This is a genomic window from Lactococcus sp. KTH0-1S, from assembly GCF_052544945.1.
In genome coordinates, this window is record NZ_CP195165.1 from 2,202,445 (window position 1) to 2,220,186 (window position 17,742).

Annotated in this window: 15 protein-coding genes; 5 read left to right on the plus strand and 10 right to left on the minus strand. The window is 35.1% G+C overall.

From position 1 onward, the window contains the following. Positions 1 to 2: 2 nt before the first annotated feature. From ACRYLU_RS10875 to rlmH, 8 genes are all read right to left on the minus strand, one after another. Positions 3 to 1,334, minus strand: coding sequence for an NAD(P)/FAD-dependent oxidoreductase (locus tag ACRYLU_RS10875; RefSeq protein ID WP_021721864.1), 1,332 nt, complete (start codon positions 1,332 to 1,334; stop codon positions 3 to 5). A gap of 15 nt (positions 1,335 to 1,349) precedes the next feature. After that, entirely contained in the window at positions 1,350 to 3,200 is a 1,851-nt protein-coding gene (locus ACRYLU_RS10880; RefSeq protein ID WP_029344534.1) for a proline--tRNA ligase, read from the minus strand. A gap of 69 nt (positions 3,201 to 3,269) precedes the next feature. Beyond that, positions 3,270 to 4,556, minus strand: a complete 1,287-nt coding sequence (gene rseP, locus ACRYLU_RS10885; protein ID WP_445080982.1) for an RIP metalloprotease RseP — start codon at positions 4,554 to 4,556, stop codon at positions 3,270 to 3,272. Positions 4,557 to 4,574: 18 nt separating this feature from the next. Beyond that, positions 4,575 to 5,378, minus strand: a complete 804-nt coding sequence (locus ACRYLU_RS10890) for a phosphatidate cytidylyltransferase (protein ID WP_038602374.1) — start codon at positions 5,376 to 5,378, stop codon at positions 4,575 to 4,577. Beyond that, positions 5,378 to 6,112, minus strand: coding sequence for an isoprenyl transferase (locus ACRYLU_RS10895; RefSeq protein WP_003130589.1), 735 nt, complete (start codon positions 6,110 to 6,112; stop codon positions 5,378 to 5,380). Before ACRYLU_RS10895 ends, ACRYLU_RS10890 begins: the two co-directional genes overlap by 1 nt. A 371-nt stretch (positions 6,113 to 6,483) precedes the next feature. Then, positions 6,484 to 6,816 (minus strand): preprotein translocase subunit YajC, encoded by a 333-nt coding sequence (gene yajC, locus ACRYLU_RS10900; RefSeq protein ID WP_021721860.1) that lies wholly within the window; start codon positions 6,814 to 6,816, stop codon positions 6,484 to 6,486. Positions 6,817 to 6,910: 94 nt separating this feature from the next. Further along, positions 6,911 to 7,609, minus strand: coding sequence for a DNA alkylation repair protein (locus ACRYLU_RS10905; RefSeq protein WP_445080983.1), 699 nt, complete (start codon positions 7,607 to 7,609; stop codon positions 6,911 to 6,913). A gap of 18 nt (positions 7,610 to 7,627) precedes the next feature. Beyond that, entirely contained in the window at positions 7,628 to 8,107 is a 480-nt protein-coding gene (rlmH, locus tag ACRYLU_RS10910; RefSeq protein ID WP_445080984.1) for a 23S rRNA (pseudouridine(1915)-N(3))-methyltransferase RlmH, read from the minus strand. A 375-nt stretch (positions 8,108 to 8,482) separates the two neighbouring features. Here rlmH and ACRYLU_RS10915 point away from each other — a divergent pair, with 375 nt between their 5' ends. The 5 genes from ACRYLU_RS10915 to ACRYLU_RS10935 all read left to right on the plus strand — a co-directional run bounded on the left by ACRYLU_RS10915 (position 8,483) and on the right by ACRYLU_RS10935 (position 13,772). Continuing rightward, a complete protein-coding gene (locus ACRYLU_RS10915; protein WP_038602386.1) occupies positions 8,483 to 9,709 on the plus strand; it encodes a S1C family serine protease in 1,227 nt (408 codons plus the stop codon). A 125-nt stretch (positions 9,710 to 9,834) separates the two neighbouring features. Next, the gene (locus ACRYLU_RS10920) at positions 9,835 to 10,833 is read left to right on the plus strand and encodes a glycosyltransferase family 4 protein (RefSeq protein ID WP_021721856.1); all 999 of its coding nucleotides are present in this window, start codon (positions 9,835 to 9,837) and stop codon (positions 10,831 to 10,833) included. Between the two features lie 125 nt (positions 10,834 to 10,958). Continuing rightward, on the plus strand, positions 10,959 to 12,299 hold the full coding sequence (locus ACRYLU_RS10925) for a glycosyltransferase family 4 protein (RefSeq protein ID WP_038602389.1): 1,341 nt from the start codon (positions 10,959 to 10,961) through the stop codon (positions 12,297 to 12,299). 107 nt (positions 12,300 to 12,406) lie between these two features. Further along, positions 12,407 to 12,631 (plus strand): YkuJ family protein, encoded by a 225-nt coding sequence (locus ACRYLU_RS10930; protein WP_003130579.1) that lies wholly within the window; start codon positions 12,407 to 12,409, stop codon positions 12,629 to 12,631. A gap of 136 nt (positions 12,632 to 12,767) precedes the next feature. Continuing rightward, positions 12,768 to 13,772, plus strand: a complete 1,005-nt coding sequence (locus ACRYLU_RS10935) for a hypothetical protein (RefSeq protein ID WP_445080985.1) — start codon at positions 12,768 to 12,770, stop codon at positions 13,770 to 13,772. Between the two features lie 40 nt (positions 13,773 to 13,812). Here ACRYLU_RS10935 and ACRYLU_RS10940 read toward each other — a convergent pair whose 3' ends face one another. Together ACRYLU_RS10940 and polA are read right to left on the minus strand one after the other, a co-directional pair. Then, on the minus strand, positions 13,813 to 14,565 hold the full coding sequence (locus ACRYLU_RS10940) for a tRNA1(Val) (adenine(37)-N6)-methyltransferase (RefSeq protein ID WP_010906333.1): 753 nt from the start codon (positions 14,563 to 14,565) through the stop codon (positions 13,813 to 13,815). A gap of 348 nt (positions 14,566 to 14,913) precedes the next feature. Further along, positions 14,914 to 17,547, minus strand: a complete 2,634-nt coding sequence (gene polA, locus ACRYLU_RS10945; RefSeq protein ID WP_098394213.1) for a DNA polymerase I — start codon at positions 17,545 to 17,547, stop codon at positions 14,914 to 14,916. Positions 17,548 to 17,742: the final 195 nt, after the last annotated feature.

Genomic DNA, 17,742 nt, shown 5'->3' on the forward strand with positions numbered 1-17,742 from the left:
ATCTACCTTTCATTCTCCCTTACTAGTCGAGCTAATATACGATTGAGTCCACGAGGGTCTTTATAGCCATGTTCAAAATAAAAGTCTGTGAACTCAATATCCTCAATTTTTAATTTCTGTTGAATCGCAAGTGAGAAAATATTGACATACTCTGCCATATCGCTCGTTTTTCCAATACATTGCAAACCAAGAATTTGATGAGTACGTCTTTCATAAATCATCCAAATATTACTTGGTGAATGTCCATCTAAGTGTTCATTTAATAAATGAACCGCATCTGCATCATAACCAGAATCAACCGCTTGTCTCATTGTAATTCCAGTCATAGCCATCACTAAATTATTCATTGGAACATGATAAGTTCCCTGACTACTATTAATTTTTTGACGAGGAGCAAGTAAATTAATCGCCGCAATTTCACCATCACGAACGGCATCCGAAGCATGTGGCAGATAATAGCTTTTTTCCAACAAATTAACATAAGTCGTTGAAACATCTCCGACAGCAAAAACATCCGGACAAGAGGTTTGCATGTATTCATCAACAATAACCGCTCCGCTATCTCCTAACTCAACTTGTTGATTCAGAAGATAAGAATTCGGCCGAAAACCAATCGTAAAGATTACTCCATCAACAGGAATTTTCTGACCATTTGCTGTTTGAATGATTGTATTTTCTTCGTCAAACCCAATTTCTGTCACTTCTGTATTTAATAGAAGACGCGTTCCCTCTGCATTCATCCAACTTTCCAATAAATGACTTGCTGGTTCATCAAGATATTCGTTTAAAAGATTTTTATTGCGATGAATAAGTGTGGTCTGAATTCCTCTTTCTTGGGTAATCCGAGCAACTTCAACTCCAGTCATTCCACCACCAATTACCGCAATATTTTTGGCTGTTTTTAGAAATTCTTCAGTTTTTATTGCATCGTCCATACTTTTTAAAAAGTAAAGTTTGCTTTTTTTATCAAAAGGAACAGAGGTCATTGCCGGATAAGAACCCGTAGCAAAAATCAATTTATCATAGAGAGCAAGTTTCGTCTTTTTGGAATTGACTCTCCGATAAAATAGCCGTTTATTTTTGGTATCAATCTCTTCAACCACCGTTTCCATTTTCATGTTTAAACCAGCAGCTTTTAGTTCTTCTACCGATGAATAACTAGATTGATTAAGGACAGATTTTTGACCCGCCAGATAAGAAATAATTCCTTGAGAAACAAAAGAAACCTGATTACGCTTATCATAAAGCGTAATTTCGGCTTCTGGATATTCTTCAAACGCCCGTAATCCGGCACAAATTCCGGCGTGGGAGCTTCCAACAATAACAATTTTCATAGTAAATCTCTTTTATTATTTACTCAAAATTTCAATGGTATTGACAAGTTCGTCTTTATTAATTTCAACAACTTCACCTGTCGCACGAATTTTAACTTCAACAACACCCTCAGCAGCTTTTTTACCGATTGTCACACGAACTGGCAAACCAATCAAATCGCTGTCAGCAAATTTAACACCTGCACGTTCATTGCGGTCATCTACTAAGACTTGATAACCTTTGCCACGCAATTTTTCTTCAAGTTCAGAAGTCAATTCCATTGCTGCTTCATCTTTAACATTAACTGGAACAAGATGAATATCAAATGGTGCTAATTCTTTAGGGAAATTAATTGACCAACTAAATTTAAATTCTTCTCTTGGCGTTTTTTCAACATAGATACGAGCAAATTGTTCCAAAATAGCTGAAAGCAAACGGCTTACACCGATTCCGTAACAACCCATGAGCATTGGAATTGAACGACCATTCGCATCAAGAATATTGGCATTCATCGCTTCTGTATAGCGAGTTCCTAATTTAAAGATATGTCCAATTTCAATACCACGCGCAAATTTCAAAGTTCCACGGCCATCTGGTGAAATTTCACCTTCATTAACTGTACGTAAATCAACGAACTCTTCAACTTCAAAATCACGGCCAAAGTTAGCATTTTTATAATGGAAACCATCAACGTTAGCTCCAACCACAGCATTTTTAATTTGCTCAACTTTGCGGTCAGCAATAATCTTGACATTTTCAAGTCCGATTGGTCCAAGTGAACCAAAATGAGCTCCAAATTTTTCTTCAACTTCTGCTTCACTGGCAGCTTCAATAAATGATGCTCCAAGATAATTGGTCAATTTGACTTCGTTGAGTTGGTCATTACCATTTAACAAAATAACCACTAATTCATCATCTGCGTGATAAACCAATGTTTTAACTGTTTGTTCTTCATCAATTTCAAGGAATTTTGAAACTTCATCAATTGTTTTAGCACCTGGTGTCGCTACTTTTTCAAGTTCAAGTTCTTCAGTATAAGCTACATTTGGTTCAAATTGACTGCTGGCCATTTCAATATTTGCCGCATAATCGCCACCTTCAGCGTAGACAATTGTATCTTCACCGGCAATCAACCATTTGCCAAGTTCTTCTTTGATTTCTGAAAGGACAGATTCTGGAATTTCTTCAATTGATGTAATATTTTTACTCAAAACGAGCCATTTTTCAAGATTGATTCTATCATCTGTAATAGCAATAAATTCTTGGCTATCTTTACCACCCATTGCACCAGCATCGGCAATAATTGGTTTAAAGTTTAAGCCAGCACGTTCAAAGATTTTTTCGTAGGCTTTTTTGTAATCATTATAAGTCTCGTCCAATGAATCTTGGTCAGCATGGTAGCTATAGCCATCTTTCATCAAGAACTCACGACCGCGCAATAGTCCATAACGTGGACGTTTTTCATCACGGAATTTTGGAGCAATTTGGTAAACATTAAGTGGTAATTTTTTATAAGAAGTAATTTCATCACGGACAAGAGAAGTCATTGTTTCTTCATGTGTTGGTCCTAAAATAAAATCAGAATTATCACGGTTTTTTAATTTATATAAATCCTCACCATATGTGTCATAACGGCCAGATTCACGCCAAAGGTCAGCTGTCAAAAGACTTGGGGCAAGAAGTTCTACTGCACCAATTTCGTCAAACTCTTCACGCATGATATTTTTCAACTTTTCAAGTACGCGGTTTGCTAATGGCAAGTAAGCATAAATTCCTGCTGAAACTTGACGAACATATCCTGCGCGCATAAGTAAAGCATGGCTGATAACCTGGGCATCAGAAGGCATTTCCCGAAGGGTTGGTATAAGCATTTTTGATTGTTTCATAATTTTAAAATTTCCTTTATGAGTTTGGTTCAGCTTCTTTCCTTTTGAAATAGAAGACGAATAGATGTATTAATTGACAAAGGCTCGGAGAATATCATTCCATGTTACTGCTACAAAGAGCACAAGCATGAAGACAACTCCTACCATTGTGATGATTGATTCCTTTTCTTGTGAGAGTGCTTTGCCACGAATTGCTTCAATAATATTTAGGACAATTTTTCCACCATCAAGTACTGGAATAGGGAAAAGATTGACAATCCCTAAATTAATTGAAAGCATAGCTAAAAGATTAATAATCGTCGGCAAACCTGCTCTCGCGGCTTGGCCACTGAGTTGATAAATAGCAACTGGGCCACCAAGTTTGTCAAGACTCGGTCGTGCAATCAAACTTCCTAAAGCTTTAAAGATTGCAGTCGCTGATTGGCCTGCTTGAACAAAGCCACCTGTAATCTTATCAAAGAAACCTGTTTTCATTGATTGCATAATGCCAACACGGTAACTTCCGTCCATTTTTTTAGGTGTAACTGATAAGGTTTCCGATTTGCCTGAACGACTAACTTCAAGTTTTAATTCTTTTCCTTTAGAGCCTGAAATTTCAGTAACAACATTGTTCCAATCTGCCGTTTTAGTTCCATTGACTGCTTCAATTTTATCACCAGCTTTTAAGCCTGCATTGTAAGCGGGTGTTCCTTTTTCAACTTGGCCAATAGCATTAGTAGTTGAAGGAACGCCTCCTTGAACAAAGGTTAGAACGATAAAAGCAATGATTCCTAAAATAAAGTTATTCAAAGGACCACCGAAGTTTGTCAACATTTTATGAAAGACACCGGCTGATTGATATTGAACATCGAGTGGTGCAATCCGAACTTCCGTTCCATCTTCTTCAATGATTGTTGCATCATGATCAACAGAATAACGTTTGATTTCCCCAAAAACTTCTCCTTCAATGAAAAGTTCTTTTTCAAAATCATATTCAGTAATCAACATTGGAATTGCTTCTTCTAATTCAACATGTTCTGACAGATTAATTCTTCTGACGATATTACTAACAGAATTTTCAGCTTCTGGATTTATTACTTCAGATTTACTGACAACAAGACTTGCAGCTTGTCCTTTTTTGATTTCAGTCTTGTCATCACCCCAACCAGCCAAACGAACATAGCCACCGAGCGGAAGAATTCTTATCGTGTAAAGTGTCCCATCTTTTGCTTGGTGAGCAAAAATTTTCGGGCCCATTCCAACGGCATATTCACGCACTAAAATTCCTGAACGTTTTGCCCACCAAAGATGGCCATATTCATGGATAGCGACAATAATACCAAAGATAATAATAAAAGTAATCAGTGTTTCTATCAATCGACTTCCTCCTTAAAATTAGAATAGTCCAAGTAGATGCATAATCGGGAAAACAAAAATCAAATTGTCAAAGCGGTCAAGAATTCCACCATGACCTGGTAAAATTTTACCTGAATCTTTTACGCCAAAATGACGTTTAATACTTGATTCCACAAGGTCACCAATCTGACCAACCACTGAAAAAATAATTGTAAAGATAACAAGTTTCACAAAGCCAATTTGCGGCAATTCCTTAGTAAATAAGAAATACATGACTAAAGCAACAACAATGGCTGAAACGATTCCTCCAACTGAACCGACCACTGTTTTATTTGGTGAAACAGATGGCAAAAGTTTTTGTGGAAAGCGATCTTTAAGCGAGCGACCAAAAGCATAGGCCCCGATATCTGTCGCCCAAACGATAAATAGAGCTAAAAAGACAATGTAAACACTTGTTTGACGTGCTGTCAGTAAATTTTGAAAACCAATCCCTACATAAAAAGCCGAAAGGAAGGGAAAACCAACATCAACAAAAGAATATTTCCCGTTTGAAAGGACCATTCCTGTTAACATCATGAATAAAAAGAGTGTAAAGAGCATCACTCCCCCGTCAGCATTTAGACCTAACCAATGTTTACCGACTGGCAAAGCAAGTGACAAAGCAGCTAAAGTCGCTAAAATTCCTTCAAATGAAAAAACTTGTAATTTATACATTCTAAATAGCTCTTGCATTGCAATAATAACAAGCAGAGCGACTAAAATTTGAAAGTAAGCTCCTCCAAGAAGCAAGAGGGCTAAAAAGATTCCTCCCGCAACCACTCCTGTGATAATTCGTTGCATCATTATTTGACTCCTCCATATCTGCGGTCACGCTTTTGAAAAGCAGAAATAGCCTTGTCCAATTCTTTATCATCGAAATCTGGCCAAGCAGTTTGCGCAAAATATAATTCACTATAAGCTGACTGCCAAGTCAAGAAATTAGACATTCTTTGTTCACCAGATGTTCTGATAATCAAGTCTGGATCCCGAAGATTTTCAGGCAAAACAGCGGTTTGTAGATGTTTTGACAACTCTTCTTCTGTCAGTAAACTTAAATCCTGACCACTTTTAGCAAGCTCTTGAATGGCTAAAATAATATCACGACGGCCACCATAATTCATTGCAAAATTCAAAATCATTCCGTCATTTTCAGAAGTTTCTTGAGCCGCACGGTCAATTGAATCTAACGTTGCTTTTGGCAAACCTTCGCGTTCACCAATCATCCGAATCTGTATATTTTCTTCTTTTAAAACCGGAACATATTTGCTATAAAAATCGATAGGTAAACTCATGATGAATTTCACTTCATCAACTGGTCTTGTCCAATTTTCTGTGGAAAAGGCATAAACAGTCATCACTTTTATGCCACGTCTCGCACCATGAACAGCAACATCTTTTAGCGAATCCATTCCTGCTTTGTGTCCAAAGATTCGTGGTTTCCCTTTCTGCTTAGCCCATCGCCCATTACCATCCATGATAATCCCGATATGCTCTGGAAGTAATTCTTCTTGCTCTTTATTTTTTAAGTTATTAAACATAGTACCTCACATGAGAATTTTATGCAAAAAATATTTATCATAAATTCACCATTATGCTCTTTGGTTATTAAAGTTTTGTTTAACCCAAAGACTCTAAGAAAGAAATTCTCTTCTTCTTATTTTTTTCTTTATCAATTTATTCAAAAATTTTCTCTACTGTTTTTTCAAAAAAGACAGTATTACTTTTCCATTTTACCATATTTTAATATAGATTTGTATCTCAAATTTTATTGGTCAGTAATCATAAGTTATTCTATTTACTAAAATCAACTGACAGATAAATCTGTCAGTAAAATATTTTATAAAAAAATCCTGTCAGTAACTGACAGGAAAATAAATTAAATCTATTTTCTCATAATGTAGAAAAGAGATTAGTTTTCTTCAATTGGGCTTTCCACTTTTGTTTCGGCCGTTGCTTCTTCAACAACAGTTGTTTCTGGTGTTACACCACTTTTTACAGTTTTTACGGCTGCACGGTCGAAAGTCAAAATCACACCTTCACAATCAAGTTCAATTGTTCCTTTTGCTGAATCAATGCTTGAAAGAATTCCGTGCAATCCACCAATTGTTACGATTTCTGAACCTGGTTGCATTGCATCCAATTGTTCTTGACGTTTAGATTGTTGTTTCTTTTGTTGACGGTTCATGAAGAACATCATCCCACCCATAACGACAACGATAAAAATAAGAGATAAGCCTGACATTTCTGTCTCCTTTATAAGTTTTATTCAAATTTAAGTTCATTTTCGAACATTCTTCTTATTCTATCATAGTTTGAAAACTCTGTCAAATCAAGCTTTAGAGATGTTTACTTGCTTCTCGAATTGAAAGTTTCGCCATTTTATTTTCATGTTCTTCAATAAATTTTATGACCCAAGCAGAATTTGTTTTTGCCAAATCTCGCAAAGCCCAACCTATTGCTTTCGTAATAAAAAATTCCTCAGCAAAAGAACTTCCTAAAAGATTTTTTTCAATATTATATGAAAGTAATTCTAAATCTGTTTGATTTTTAAAGCTTAATTGACAGTCAATTGCAATTCGTCGAAGCCAAAAATTTTCGGCTTGAGCCCATTCTTTTACGAGAGTCTTGACCTGCTCATAAGCAGTTGAGTCATCCTCGGTCGCTTGTTTACGACCTGTCAGTAAAAGATGACCAATTAATTCATCTAAAGCGTCAACCGTATCCCACCATGATTTACTGACAGTTAATTTTTTTATCTTTTCCATGTCATCAAAAATAAGCCATTTCTTCATTTGATGAAGATAATCTAAAGCCAGATATTGAAATTCACGCTCAGGCAAATTCCAAAATTCAAAAACAAGCTCCCAATCAATTTGCTTATCTGCATTTTTTTCCTTTAGAAAATCTTTTGCCAAAAGACGTCTTTCTGGCGTTTTTAAACCAATAAATTCAAACTGGTGACGCAAATATGCTGCTTGTTTTTCAGCATTTTCTTCATTCTTATGTTGGCGAAACTCTTCTATAATATTAATCATTTCATTCCTTTCAAATTTTTACTTATGATAAGCCGAACCTCGATTAATCATTTGTGCCCGATAAATTTGTTCTACTAAAACCAGACGCATCAGTTGATGAGGAAGTGTCATCCGCCCAAAAGAAATTTGCATATCACTTCGTTGATAGACCTCTTTTGAAAGTCCTAAAGAACCTCCAATTACAAAAACAAGATTTCCTGTTCCGTAAACTTCAGCTTTCTTCACAAAATCAGCCACTTCCTCTGATGACATTAATTTTCCTTGAATGGCTAAAATCGCTAACTGATCTCCTGCTTGAATCCGTGATAAAATTTTCTCACCTTCACGTTTTTTCAACGCCTCTGCTTCTTTTTCGGAAGCATTATCTGGAATTTTTTCATCCGCCAGCTCGATAATTTCAAGTGGCAGCATCGTTCCCATTCGTTTAATATATTCAGCAATTCCATCTTTTAAATACTTTTCTTTAAGTTTTCCAACAACTATTAATTTAACCTTCATTTTTATTTTTCTCTCTAAATTAAAACTTTATTACTTAAAAATTAACAACTTTTCCCCAGTTTTTTGATTACTTTTACACTTTCAGGAATAAAAACATTTATAAATTCTTAAATTTATTTTATAATTTTACCCTTTTCCCCCATTGAAAACAAGATGAAAACATGATTTATCAACATTTTTTTACTTTTTTCCACTTTTCTGTGGAAAACTTCATTAAAATATCCACTTATCCTCATTAATTTTTAGATTATCCACAAAAATGTGGAGAAACTATATTAGTTTGATTTTTGTTACTATTAAGGTATTATTAAGTGAGGGTAGATATAATTACATCATAGAAATGCTACAAAGAGTAATAATTGAAAGGAATTATTTATGGCAAAAGCTAATATAGGAAAATTGCTATTAACAGGTGTCGTGGGCGGAGCCATCGCACTTGGAGGAAGTGCAATCTATCAAAGCACTACAAATCAATTGGCAAATAATAGTCGTTCAAATACAACTAGCACAAAGGTTAGTAACGTTTCAGTAAATGTCAACACCGATGTTACCTCTGCGATTAAAAAAGTTTCAAATTCTGTCGTTTCTGTTATGAATTATCAAAAAGATAACTCACAAAGTAGTGACTTCAGTTCAATTTTTGGTGGAAATAGTGGTTCAAGTTCATCGACTGATGGCTTACAGCTTTCTAGTGAAGGCTCTGGTGTCATCTACAAAAAATCTGGTGGAGATGCCTACGTTGTAACTAACTACCACGTTATTGCTGGTAATAGTTCACTCGATGTTCTGCTTTCTGGTGGACAAAAAGTCAAAGCTTCTGTGGTTGGTTATGATGAATACACAGACCTTGCTGTTCTTAAAATCAGTTCTGAACATGTCAAAGATGTGGCGACATTCGCTGATTCTAGTAAATTAACAATTGGTGAACCTGCCATTGCCGTTGGCTCACCTTTAGGTAGTCAATTTGCTAATACCGCAACTGAAGGAATTTTATCTGCAACAAGCCGTCAAGTGACTTTGACCCAAGAAAATGGTCAAACAACTAATATCAATGCAATTCAAACAGATGCTGCCATTAACCCTGGTAACTCTGGAGGGGCTTTGATTAATATTGAAGGGCAAGTTATTGGAATTACTCAAAGTAAAATTACAACAACTGAAGACGGTTCTACTTCTGTCGAAGGTTTAGGATTTGCGATTCCTTCTAACGATGTCGTAAATATCATTAATAAACTTGAAGCTGATGGTAAGATTTCACGCCCTGCTTTAGGTATCCGAATGGTTGACCTTTCACAATTATCAACAAATGATAGTTCACAATTGAAATTACCAAGTAGTGTAACAGGTGGGGTTGTTGTTTACTCCGTCCAATCTGGACTTCCTGCTGCCTCAGCCGGTTTGAAAGCTGGAGATGTAATTACAAAGGTTGGCGATACAGCAGTAACTTCTTCAACAGACTTGCAAAGTGCTCTTTACTCACACAATATCAATGATACAGTAAAAGTTACTTATTATCGTGATGGTAAATCAAACACAGCAGATGTTAAACTTTCTAAATCAACCAGTGACTTAGAAACAAGCAGTTCATCTTCTTCTAATTAATAACTTAATAATTTAATAAAAGTCTTCTGTAAATAGAAGGCTTTTTTCATACTAAAGTCTGAAATTTTTAAAAATAATAAATTTCCATTTTTCTTTTATTGATTTATGGTAAAATAAAGTTAAGCATGAAAATTTTACTTTACTTAGAAGCCGAACAATTTTTGAGTCATTCAGGAATTGGACGTGCAATGAAACATCAACAACGCGCCCTTGATTTAATGGGCATTGACTGGACAAAAAATCCTGAGGATGATTATGATATCCTCCATTTAAATACTTATGGCTTTAGCAGTTGGAAAATGTTAAAGAAAGCAAAAAAAGCTGGAAAAAAAGTAATCTTTCATGGTCATTCGACCAAAGAAGATTTTCAAAATTCCTTTATTGGCTCAAATATTGCTGCTCCTTTCTTTAAACAATATTTAATGCACTTTTATCGTGCTGCTGATTTAGTCATTACACCAACTGATTATTCTGCTAGTTTGCTCCGTTCTTACGGGATTAAATGTCCAATCTTACCTATTTCAAACGGAATTGATTTGACTAAATATTCTCGAAGTGAAGCCAAAGAGCAAGCCTTCCGTGAATATTTTTCACTAAAAGCTGATCAAAAAGTTGTCGTGACAGCTGCCCTTTATTTTAAACGTAAAGGGATAGATGATTTTATTAAAGTGGCTGAAAGAATGCCTGATGTGACTTTCATTTGGTTTGGTTATCAAAATCTTTGGACTATTCCTGGTTGGATTCGTCGAATTGTTAAGAAAAATCATCCGAAAAATGTTCTTTTCCCAGGTTATATCAAGGGAGATATTTTTGAAGGAGCCATGTCTTCTGCAGATGCCTTCTTTTTCCCTTCTCGAGAAGAAACTGAAGGAATCGTTGTTCTTGAAGCACTTGCTAGTCACCAAAAAACTGTCGTTCGAGACATCCCAGTTTATCATGGCTGGCTTGATTCAACTTGTGTAAGTATGGCAACAGATGTTGAAGGTTTTGTCAATCAACTTCAGGATGTTTTAGATGGAAAGGTTGACAAGACAAAAGAGGCTTATCAAGTAGCTGAAAGTCGGACAATTGAAAAAGTTGCCCAACAATTAGCTGATGCTTATCAGCAAACTTTAGAACTTTAATTTTTAAAAATTACTGACAGAAAGAAAAAGTAGTTGCTGACTAAGCTGTCAGTAAAATTTTCTTAATAAAATTTTTGTCGGTAAAAAAATAAAAAATTTACAGAAATATAAACGGGAATTTATTTATGAGAGTTGGACTTTTTACAGATAGTTACTTTCCACAAATCAGTGGAGTAGCAACAAGTATTCGCACTTTGGCCCTAGAGCTTGAAAAATTAGGGCATGAGGTTTTCATTTTTACAACAACAGATCCAAACGCTGATGTGGACCACGAACGAAATATTATTCGGCTGCAATCCATTCCTTTTGTGAGCTTAGCAGAACGTAAAATTGTCCTCAAAGGTGTTTTTGCTGCTTATTTAATTGCTAAAGAATATGATTTAGATATCATCCATACGCAAACTGAATTTGGAATGGGAATTTTAGGTAAAATGGTTGCTGCTCAATTACGCATCCCTGTCATTCATACCTTACATACTAAGTATGAAGATTATGTTTACTACATCGCCAAAGGACGCTTAATCCGTCCAAGTATGGTTAAATACATTATTCGTAATTTCCTGCGTGGAACCGAAGCGATTATTTGTCCAAGCGAAATGGTTTTGGAAACTGTCAATAGTTACGGCGTCACTCTTCCTAAACGTGTCATTCCAACAGGAATTGAAATTGACCGTTTTAAACGTGATGACATTAAACCTGAAGAAACAGCAAAATTAAGAGTCGAGCTTGGTCTTGCAGAAAATGAAATCATGTTGCTCAGTCTCTCACGGATTGCGGCTGAAAAAAATATCCAAGCCGTGATTCATGCATTACCAGATATTTTAGAAGAGTTTCCCGTGAAACTTGTAATCGTTGGTCATGGCCCATATGCCGAAAATCTTAAAGAATTAGTTAAAGAACTTGAACTTACTGATAAAGTTGTCTTCACAGGTCCTGTTGAAAATGAGAAAACAGCCTATTATTATAAAGCTGCTGACTTCTTCATTTCTGCTTCTACTTCAGAAACCCAAGGCTTGACTTATCTTGAAGCAATGGCAGCAGGGACAAGAGTCCTAGCTGCTAAAAATCCTTATTTGTCTGAATTAATTAATGACGATGAATTCGGACAACTCTTCATTGGTGATGATGATTTAGCTGAAGTTACCAAAAAGGCAATTCGTGATTTACATCCCATTGATAAAGATAAATTTGAAAAGAAACTTTATGAAATTTCAGCGGAAAATTTTGCTAAAAAAGTTTATCTCTTCTATATTGACACCATTATTGAATACAATAATCTTAAGTCTATTGAGGCGGAGCATTTCCCAATGAAAATGGAAGATACCATTCGTCAAATGCCAGTTACTGTTAAACGTTCACTTAAAAGAGAACAAATTCGAGCAAAATATTTTGCCAGAAAAGCCAGTAAACTTGCCAAAAATCTACAAAGTTATGTTAAAATAGATAAGGACAAAGAACAGGACTAATGGGGTCAATCCTAAGAACTGTCCCTTTGAAAAACAATTGGAAGTAAAAAACAATTTTATAAAAACAGAGTTTTGCTTTGCAGAACACCGAAAGGAATTTTTAAGAAATGAAATCACATTTGTTAGCAATTATGAATCGCTTAAACCGTTTGGTTGAAGGCGGTGACCCAAAAGAAACTTATAATTTTGAACGTGAAGGCGAAGTAATGCTTACTGTAAGTTACAGTCCAGAAGACGAAGCTTTTGCTTTGCGTTATCCTAAACAAAAAGATGCTTCATTATTCGATGACATCGACCTTGTTGCCATTGAAATTTATGATATGATTTATTAAAAATACTGATGGGAGCTCAGGATGATCCTGAGCCTTCTATCAGTATTTTTATATCTTACTTCTTGTGTTACTTATGCGCTATTGCTCTTTTACATTTTTTTTAGTAAAATATCAATAAAATATATTGGAGATATTTATGAAAAAGAAGACTTGGATGTCCTTGGGAATTGTGGCTCTTGCAGTTATTACTCTATCGGCTTGCTCAACTAAAAACTCTGACGAGGCGAAAAAAACTTTTATTTCAGATACAGTTGCCTTGAATAATTCTAAAGACTATAATGCTCAAAAAGTAAAAGTTGATGTTAATGAATTCAAAATCCATGGTGATGGAGATAATTCTGAATTCAATAAGATTTTTAACAAGGGTGCTAGACTCGATTTTAATATTGGACTTGATAAGACTAACCAACTTGCTGTTATTGATGGAAAATTGTCCCTCTCTAAAAATGATTATGATTTAGGACTTATGATGTCACAAAAAGGGATTTATATTAGTAGTTCAGATATTAAATCACTTTATGATAATAATAAGGCAATGATTCCAAGCTCTGCTGGTGGTGTAGTCACCATCTATGGGGCAATGATTGACAGTCTTGATAAATCTTACTTACTCATTGATTCGCAAACGCTTGATTCAAATGTTCAATCTTCTAAAAACAACTGGGAATCAACGCTTAAGCAACTTTTTGAATCAAACTCAAAAATAAGCAAAGCTGATTTAGAGAAGCAATATAAAGAGATTCCCAATTCTGATTTTACTAAATCTGGTGATAAAATAACCGTGAATTTTTCTGGTAAAGATATTGAACTTAAAGACTTAATCAATAATCTCAGCGCTACTTATTCGATTCCTAAAGAACAAAAGGAACAATTAATTAAGGAAAGTAAAAATATTGATATCAGCAAACTTTCTGTTAAATTAGCTGTAGATAAAAAATCTCATGAAATGACTGGAAAACTGACTGGTAGTATTTCTAATACAAAAGAAAAAACAAGTGCTGACCTTGATATTTCTTTAGCCTCAACGCGTAGCAAACTAAAAGAAACACTTAAAGAGCCTGCTGCTACAGACACTAATACACTCGAAGAAGTGCAAAATGCAGCCATTGAAAAATTAATGACCCAAGCAAGCGCAGCTTAATTAAAAAAGTTACTGACAGAAATTTCTGTCAGTAACTTTTTTAATGTTTTCCATAATAAATTTCATCAATTTCATCAGTGTAAGTTCCGTCATCATTATGAACAATCAAAGGTGGTAAGAAAATTTCGCCTCCTTCTTTGCCATCTTTAATCGCATCAATCAATAAAATATTTGCCGGTTGATTTGCCTTAGGATAAACAAATTGAATCCATTTAGGTTGCAAATTATTAGCACGCATTTTGTCTACAATTTCTAAAAAACGCTCTGGTCTATGAACCATGGCAATGTGTCCGTTTGTTTTGAGTAATTTTTTACTGACAGAAAAAATTTCATCCAGATTTGTCGTCAATTCATGACGGGCCAAAGTATAATGCTTACTTTCATTTAAATGACTTTCATCTGAATCTACTTTAAAATAAGGTGGATTACAAAAAATCAAATCTGCACTTGAAGTATGAAGATGGTCAAGCGCCCGATTAAGATTATCATTAATGACAGACATTCTGTCAGTAAGTCCATTGAGTTCAATTGAACGAGTTGCCATATCAGCCAAACGTTCTTGAATCTCTAATTCAATAATTTGAGCATTTGTTTTAGAACTCGCAAAAAGTCCGACAGCTCCATTTCCCGCACATAAATCTACAATTTTACCCCTTTTTGGTAAGCGCGGAAAGCGAGCCAACAAAATCGCATCAATGCTAAAAGAAAAAACCTCTCGGCTTTGAATAATTTTTACCCCACTGCTGGCGATTTCATCAATTCTCTCATCCATGTTCAATTCGATATTTTCCATAATTTTATTATAACACAGCCAGTAAGGCGAAACAAAATTTCGTGCTGTTGGCTCTCCGTCTAATTACTATTTCACTAGCCTCGTCATCTGAATTGTACATACTCTCTACGGCCAAATTCTAGTGGCAATCAAGTCCCATCAAGCTTAGCGGGTTACCTTTCGACTAATCCGAGAAAGAATAGCGTAGCTAGATATGGGCAATGAGTGTTATAACATAGACCCAAATAGATTTTCTAACAGTAACGTTAAAAAACGATAATCAGCCCAAGCTAATTATCGTTTTTATTTATTATTTTTTTGTCAATAAATGTGAAGAAGTGAACGGTTTAATTCTATCAATAATCTTTATTATTTAGCTTCATACCAAGTCTTACCAGTATTTTCATCCACTTTTAATGGGACAGCAAGTTCAATCGCTTCTTCCATCGTTTGTTTTACCAAGGCCTTAATTTCATCTAATTCCTCTAAAGGAACATCAAGGATAATTTCATCGTGTACTTGCAATAATAATTTTGATTTAAAATCACGAGCACTCAAAGCTTTATCCAAATTAATCATCGCAATTTTCAAAATATCAGCTGCCGAACCTTGAATTGGTGAGTTAATAGCCGTCCGTTCTGCAAAACCACGAACATTAAAATTACGAGCATTAATATCTGGAATCTTACGACGACGGTGACTCATTGTTTCAACAAAACCTTTATCTCGTGCCTCGCGAACAATATTTTCCATATAGGTTTTAATCCCAGGATAACGTTCAAAATAAGTTTCAATGTAATTTTTAGCATCTTTTCTTGTAATTCCAAGATTTCTTGCTAAACCAAAATCGGAAATTCCATAGACTACTCCAAAATTGACTGCTTTAGCATTTCTACGATCATTAGCAGTCACATCTTCTGCTTTTTCAATGCCGAAAACACGCATAGCCGTTGAAGTATGGATATCAGCTCCATGTTTAAAGGCATCAATTAAATGTTCATCTCCAGAAATATGTGCCAAAACCCGCAATTCAATTTGTGAATAGTCAGAACTCAATAAAAGTGAATCTTTGCTTGGGACAAAAGCTTTACGAATTTTTCGTCCCTCCTCAAGTCGAACAGGAATATTTTGTAAATTCGGGTCAACTGAGCTTAAACGTCCAGTTTGAGTCAAATCTTGAACATAACGTGTATGAATTTTTCCATCATCAGCGATTTGAGGAATCAGACCTTTCACGTAAGTTGATTGTACTTTATTGATTTGACGATATTCCAAAATTTTTGCTACAACGGGAGATAAAGCAGCTAAGTCTTCTAAAACATCCACTGCCGTTGAATAACCTGTTTTTGTTTTCTTTCCAACCGGTAGCTGTAATTTTTCAAATAAAATCACACCCAACTGTTTTGGTGAATTAATATTAAATTCTTCACCAGCCAAGTCGTAAATCTCGCGCGTCAAAGAAGCCAATTTTTCTTCATTTTCCGCACCAATTTCTTCCAGTGTATTTTGGCTGACAGCAATCCCTGTAATTTCCATTTTTGCTAAAACTTCTGCTAATGGTAATTCCATATCAGACAAAAGATGCTCTTGTTCATTTTCAAGCAATTCAGCCATCATTTTTTCTTTGGCCAAGGCAAGCACTTTAATTTTACGAGCTAAATGTTCAAATAAAACCGCATCATCAGGTAAAGCAATTTTTGTACCTTTGCCAAAAATTTCTTCATCCGTTGCCAAATGTCCGCTATTGAAAAGTCTTGCAATCGTCGAAATTTTATTATCTTCTGTTGTTGAAATTAGATATTTTGCAAGCATTGCATCAAATTTGACCAAAGGTAATTCGATATTCAAGTGACTCAAAAGTACCCGATTTTTCTTGAAATCATAAGTATTTTCAGGGAATTTCATTTTTGTCAGTAAATCTATATTTTTAGAAACATAAATTTTCTCAGCATTTCCCCAAGCAAAAGCCACAATTTGCTCACGATGATAATTTTCCCCTAAAGTTTCCAAATAGAAGAAATCATCAGCATTTACCTTTTCACTGATAGAGCCGTCAGTAACTATTTCAAAATCAATTTCGTCAACAATTTTTTCGTCAGTAACTTCTCCACCAGCCTCAGCCAATAATTTACTTTTGAATTGAGCAAATCCCATTTCATCATAAAATTGACTAAGTTCATCAACCTTTTTACCTTTTAAAAGCGTATCATCTAAGCCAATTTCAATTGGAGCTTTCGTATTTATCGTTGCCAATTGTTGTGACAAAAAAGCCATTTCTTTGTCAGCAATTAGATTTTCTTTCATTTTGCTGGCTTTCAAAGAATCAACATTTTCATAGAGATTTTCAAGCGACCCAAACTCTTGTAAAAGTTTAAGACCAGTTTTTTCGCCAACTTTTGTGACGCCAGGATAATTATCAGAAGAATCGCCCATTAATGCTTTTAAATCAATAAATTGGGCTGGAGTCAATCCCATTTTTTCTAAAAGATAATCAGGTGTATACTCCTCAAACTCAGCAACACCCTTCTTAGAAATTTCAACTCGCGTATTTCCATCCACAAGCTGAATCATATCCTTATCACCCGTCACAATAGTAACATCAAAATTAACATTTGGGGCTTCCGCCATTTTGTCCAAAGTCCCAATAATATCATCAGCCTCATAGTTAGCTAACTCATAATGACGAATTCCCAATTTCTCAATCATTTCCTTGATAAAAGGTAATTGCTCCCGAAATTCATCTGGTGTTTTTGAACGTCCGCCTTTATAGTCAGCAAACATTTCCGTACGGAAAGTTGTTTTTCCTGCATCAAATGCAATCAAAACATGTGTGGGCTCAATCCGTTCCATCAAAGAAGAAAGCATGGTATGAAATGCAAAAATAGCATTAGTATGTAACCCATTTGGCGCTTTAAAGCGATCTATCTGATTATATAGCGCAAAAAAGGCTCGAAAGGCAACCGATGACCCATCAATTAGTAAAAGTCTGTTCTTGTTCTCCATTTTATTTCCTATCTCTTCCATATTTCTATACTTTTATCCATTCATCTAAGTAAACATTATCTTAAAACACATAAAAACGAGCTTTACTAAATTATAACATTTTCACCACTTCTTTTGGAACTGCTCAACTTTAAGCATAGTCATTCAATTATTTTAAAAATAAATAGTTAATAATCCTTGACATGGAACGCGTTC

Excerpts from the sequence above, each read along its gene's own strand:
- ACRYLU_RS10875 (WP_021721864.1), bottom strand. The coding sequence starts at position 1,334 with ATGAAAATTGTTATTGTTGGAAGCTCCCACGCCGGAATTTGTGCCGGA.
- ACRYLU_RS10880 (WP_029344534.1), bottom strand. The coding sequence starts at position 3,200 with ATGAAACAATCAAAAATGCTTATACCAACCCTTCGGGAAATGCCTTCT.
- ACRYLU_RS10890 (WP_038602374.1), bottom strand. The coding sequence starts at position 5,378 with ATGATGCAACGAATTATCACAGGAGTGGTTGCGGGAGGAATCTTTTTA.
- ACRYLU_RS10895 (WP_003130589.1), bottom strand. The coding sequence starts at position 6,112 with ATGTTTAATAACTTAAAAAATAAAGAGCAAGAAGAATTACTTCCAGAG.
- yajC (WP_021721860.1), bottom strand. The coding sequence starts at position 6,816 with ATGTCAGGCTTATCTCTTATTTTTATCGTTGTCGTTATGGGTGGGATG.
- ACRYLU_RS10905 (WP_445080983.1), bottom strand. The coding sequence starts at position 7,609 with ATGATTAATATTATAGAAGAGTTTCGCCAACATAAGAATGAAGAAAAT.
- rlmH (WP_445080984.1), bottom strand. The coding sequence starts at position 8,107 with ATGAAGGTTAAATTAATAGTTGTTGGAAAACTTAAAGAAAAGTATTTA.
- ACRYLU_RS10915 (WP_038602386.1), top strand. The coding sequence starts at position 8,483 with ATGGCAAAAGCTAATATAGGAAAATTGCTATTAACAGGTGTCGTGGGC.
- ACRYLU_RS10920 (WP_021721856.1), top strand. The coding sequence starts at position 9,835 with ATGAAAATTTTACTTTACTTAGAAGCCGAACAATTTTTGAGTCATTCA.
- ACRYLU_RS10925 (WP_038602389.1), top strand. The coding sequence starts at position 10,959 with ATGAGAGTTGGACTTTTTACAGATAGTTACTTTCCACAAATCAGTGGA.
- ACRYLU_RS10930 (WP_003130579.1), top strand. The coding sequence starts at position 12,407 with ATGAAATCACATTTGTTAGCAATTATGAATCGCTTAAACCGTTTGGTT.
- ACRYLU_RS10935 (WP_445080985.1), top strand. The coding sequence starts at position 12,768 with ATGAAAAAGAAGACTTGGATGTCCTTGGGAATTGTGGCTCTTGCAGTT.
- ACRYLU_RS10940 (WP_010906333.1), bottom strand. The coding sequence starts at position 14,565 with ATGGAAAATATCGAATTGAACATGGATGAGAGAATTGATGAAATCGCC.
- polA (WP_098394213.1), bottom strand. The coding sequence starts at position 17,547 with ATGGAGAACAAGAACAGACTTTTACTAATTGATGGGTCATCGGTTGCC.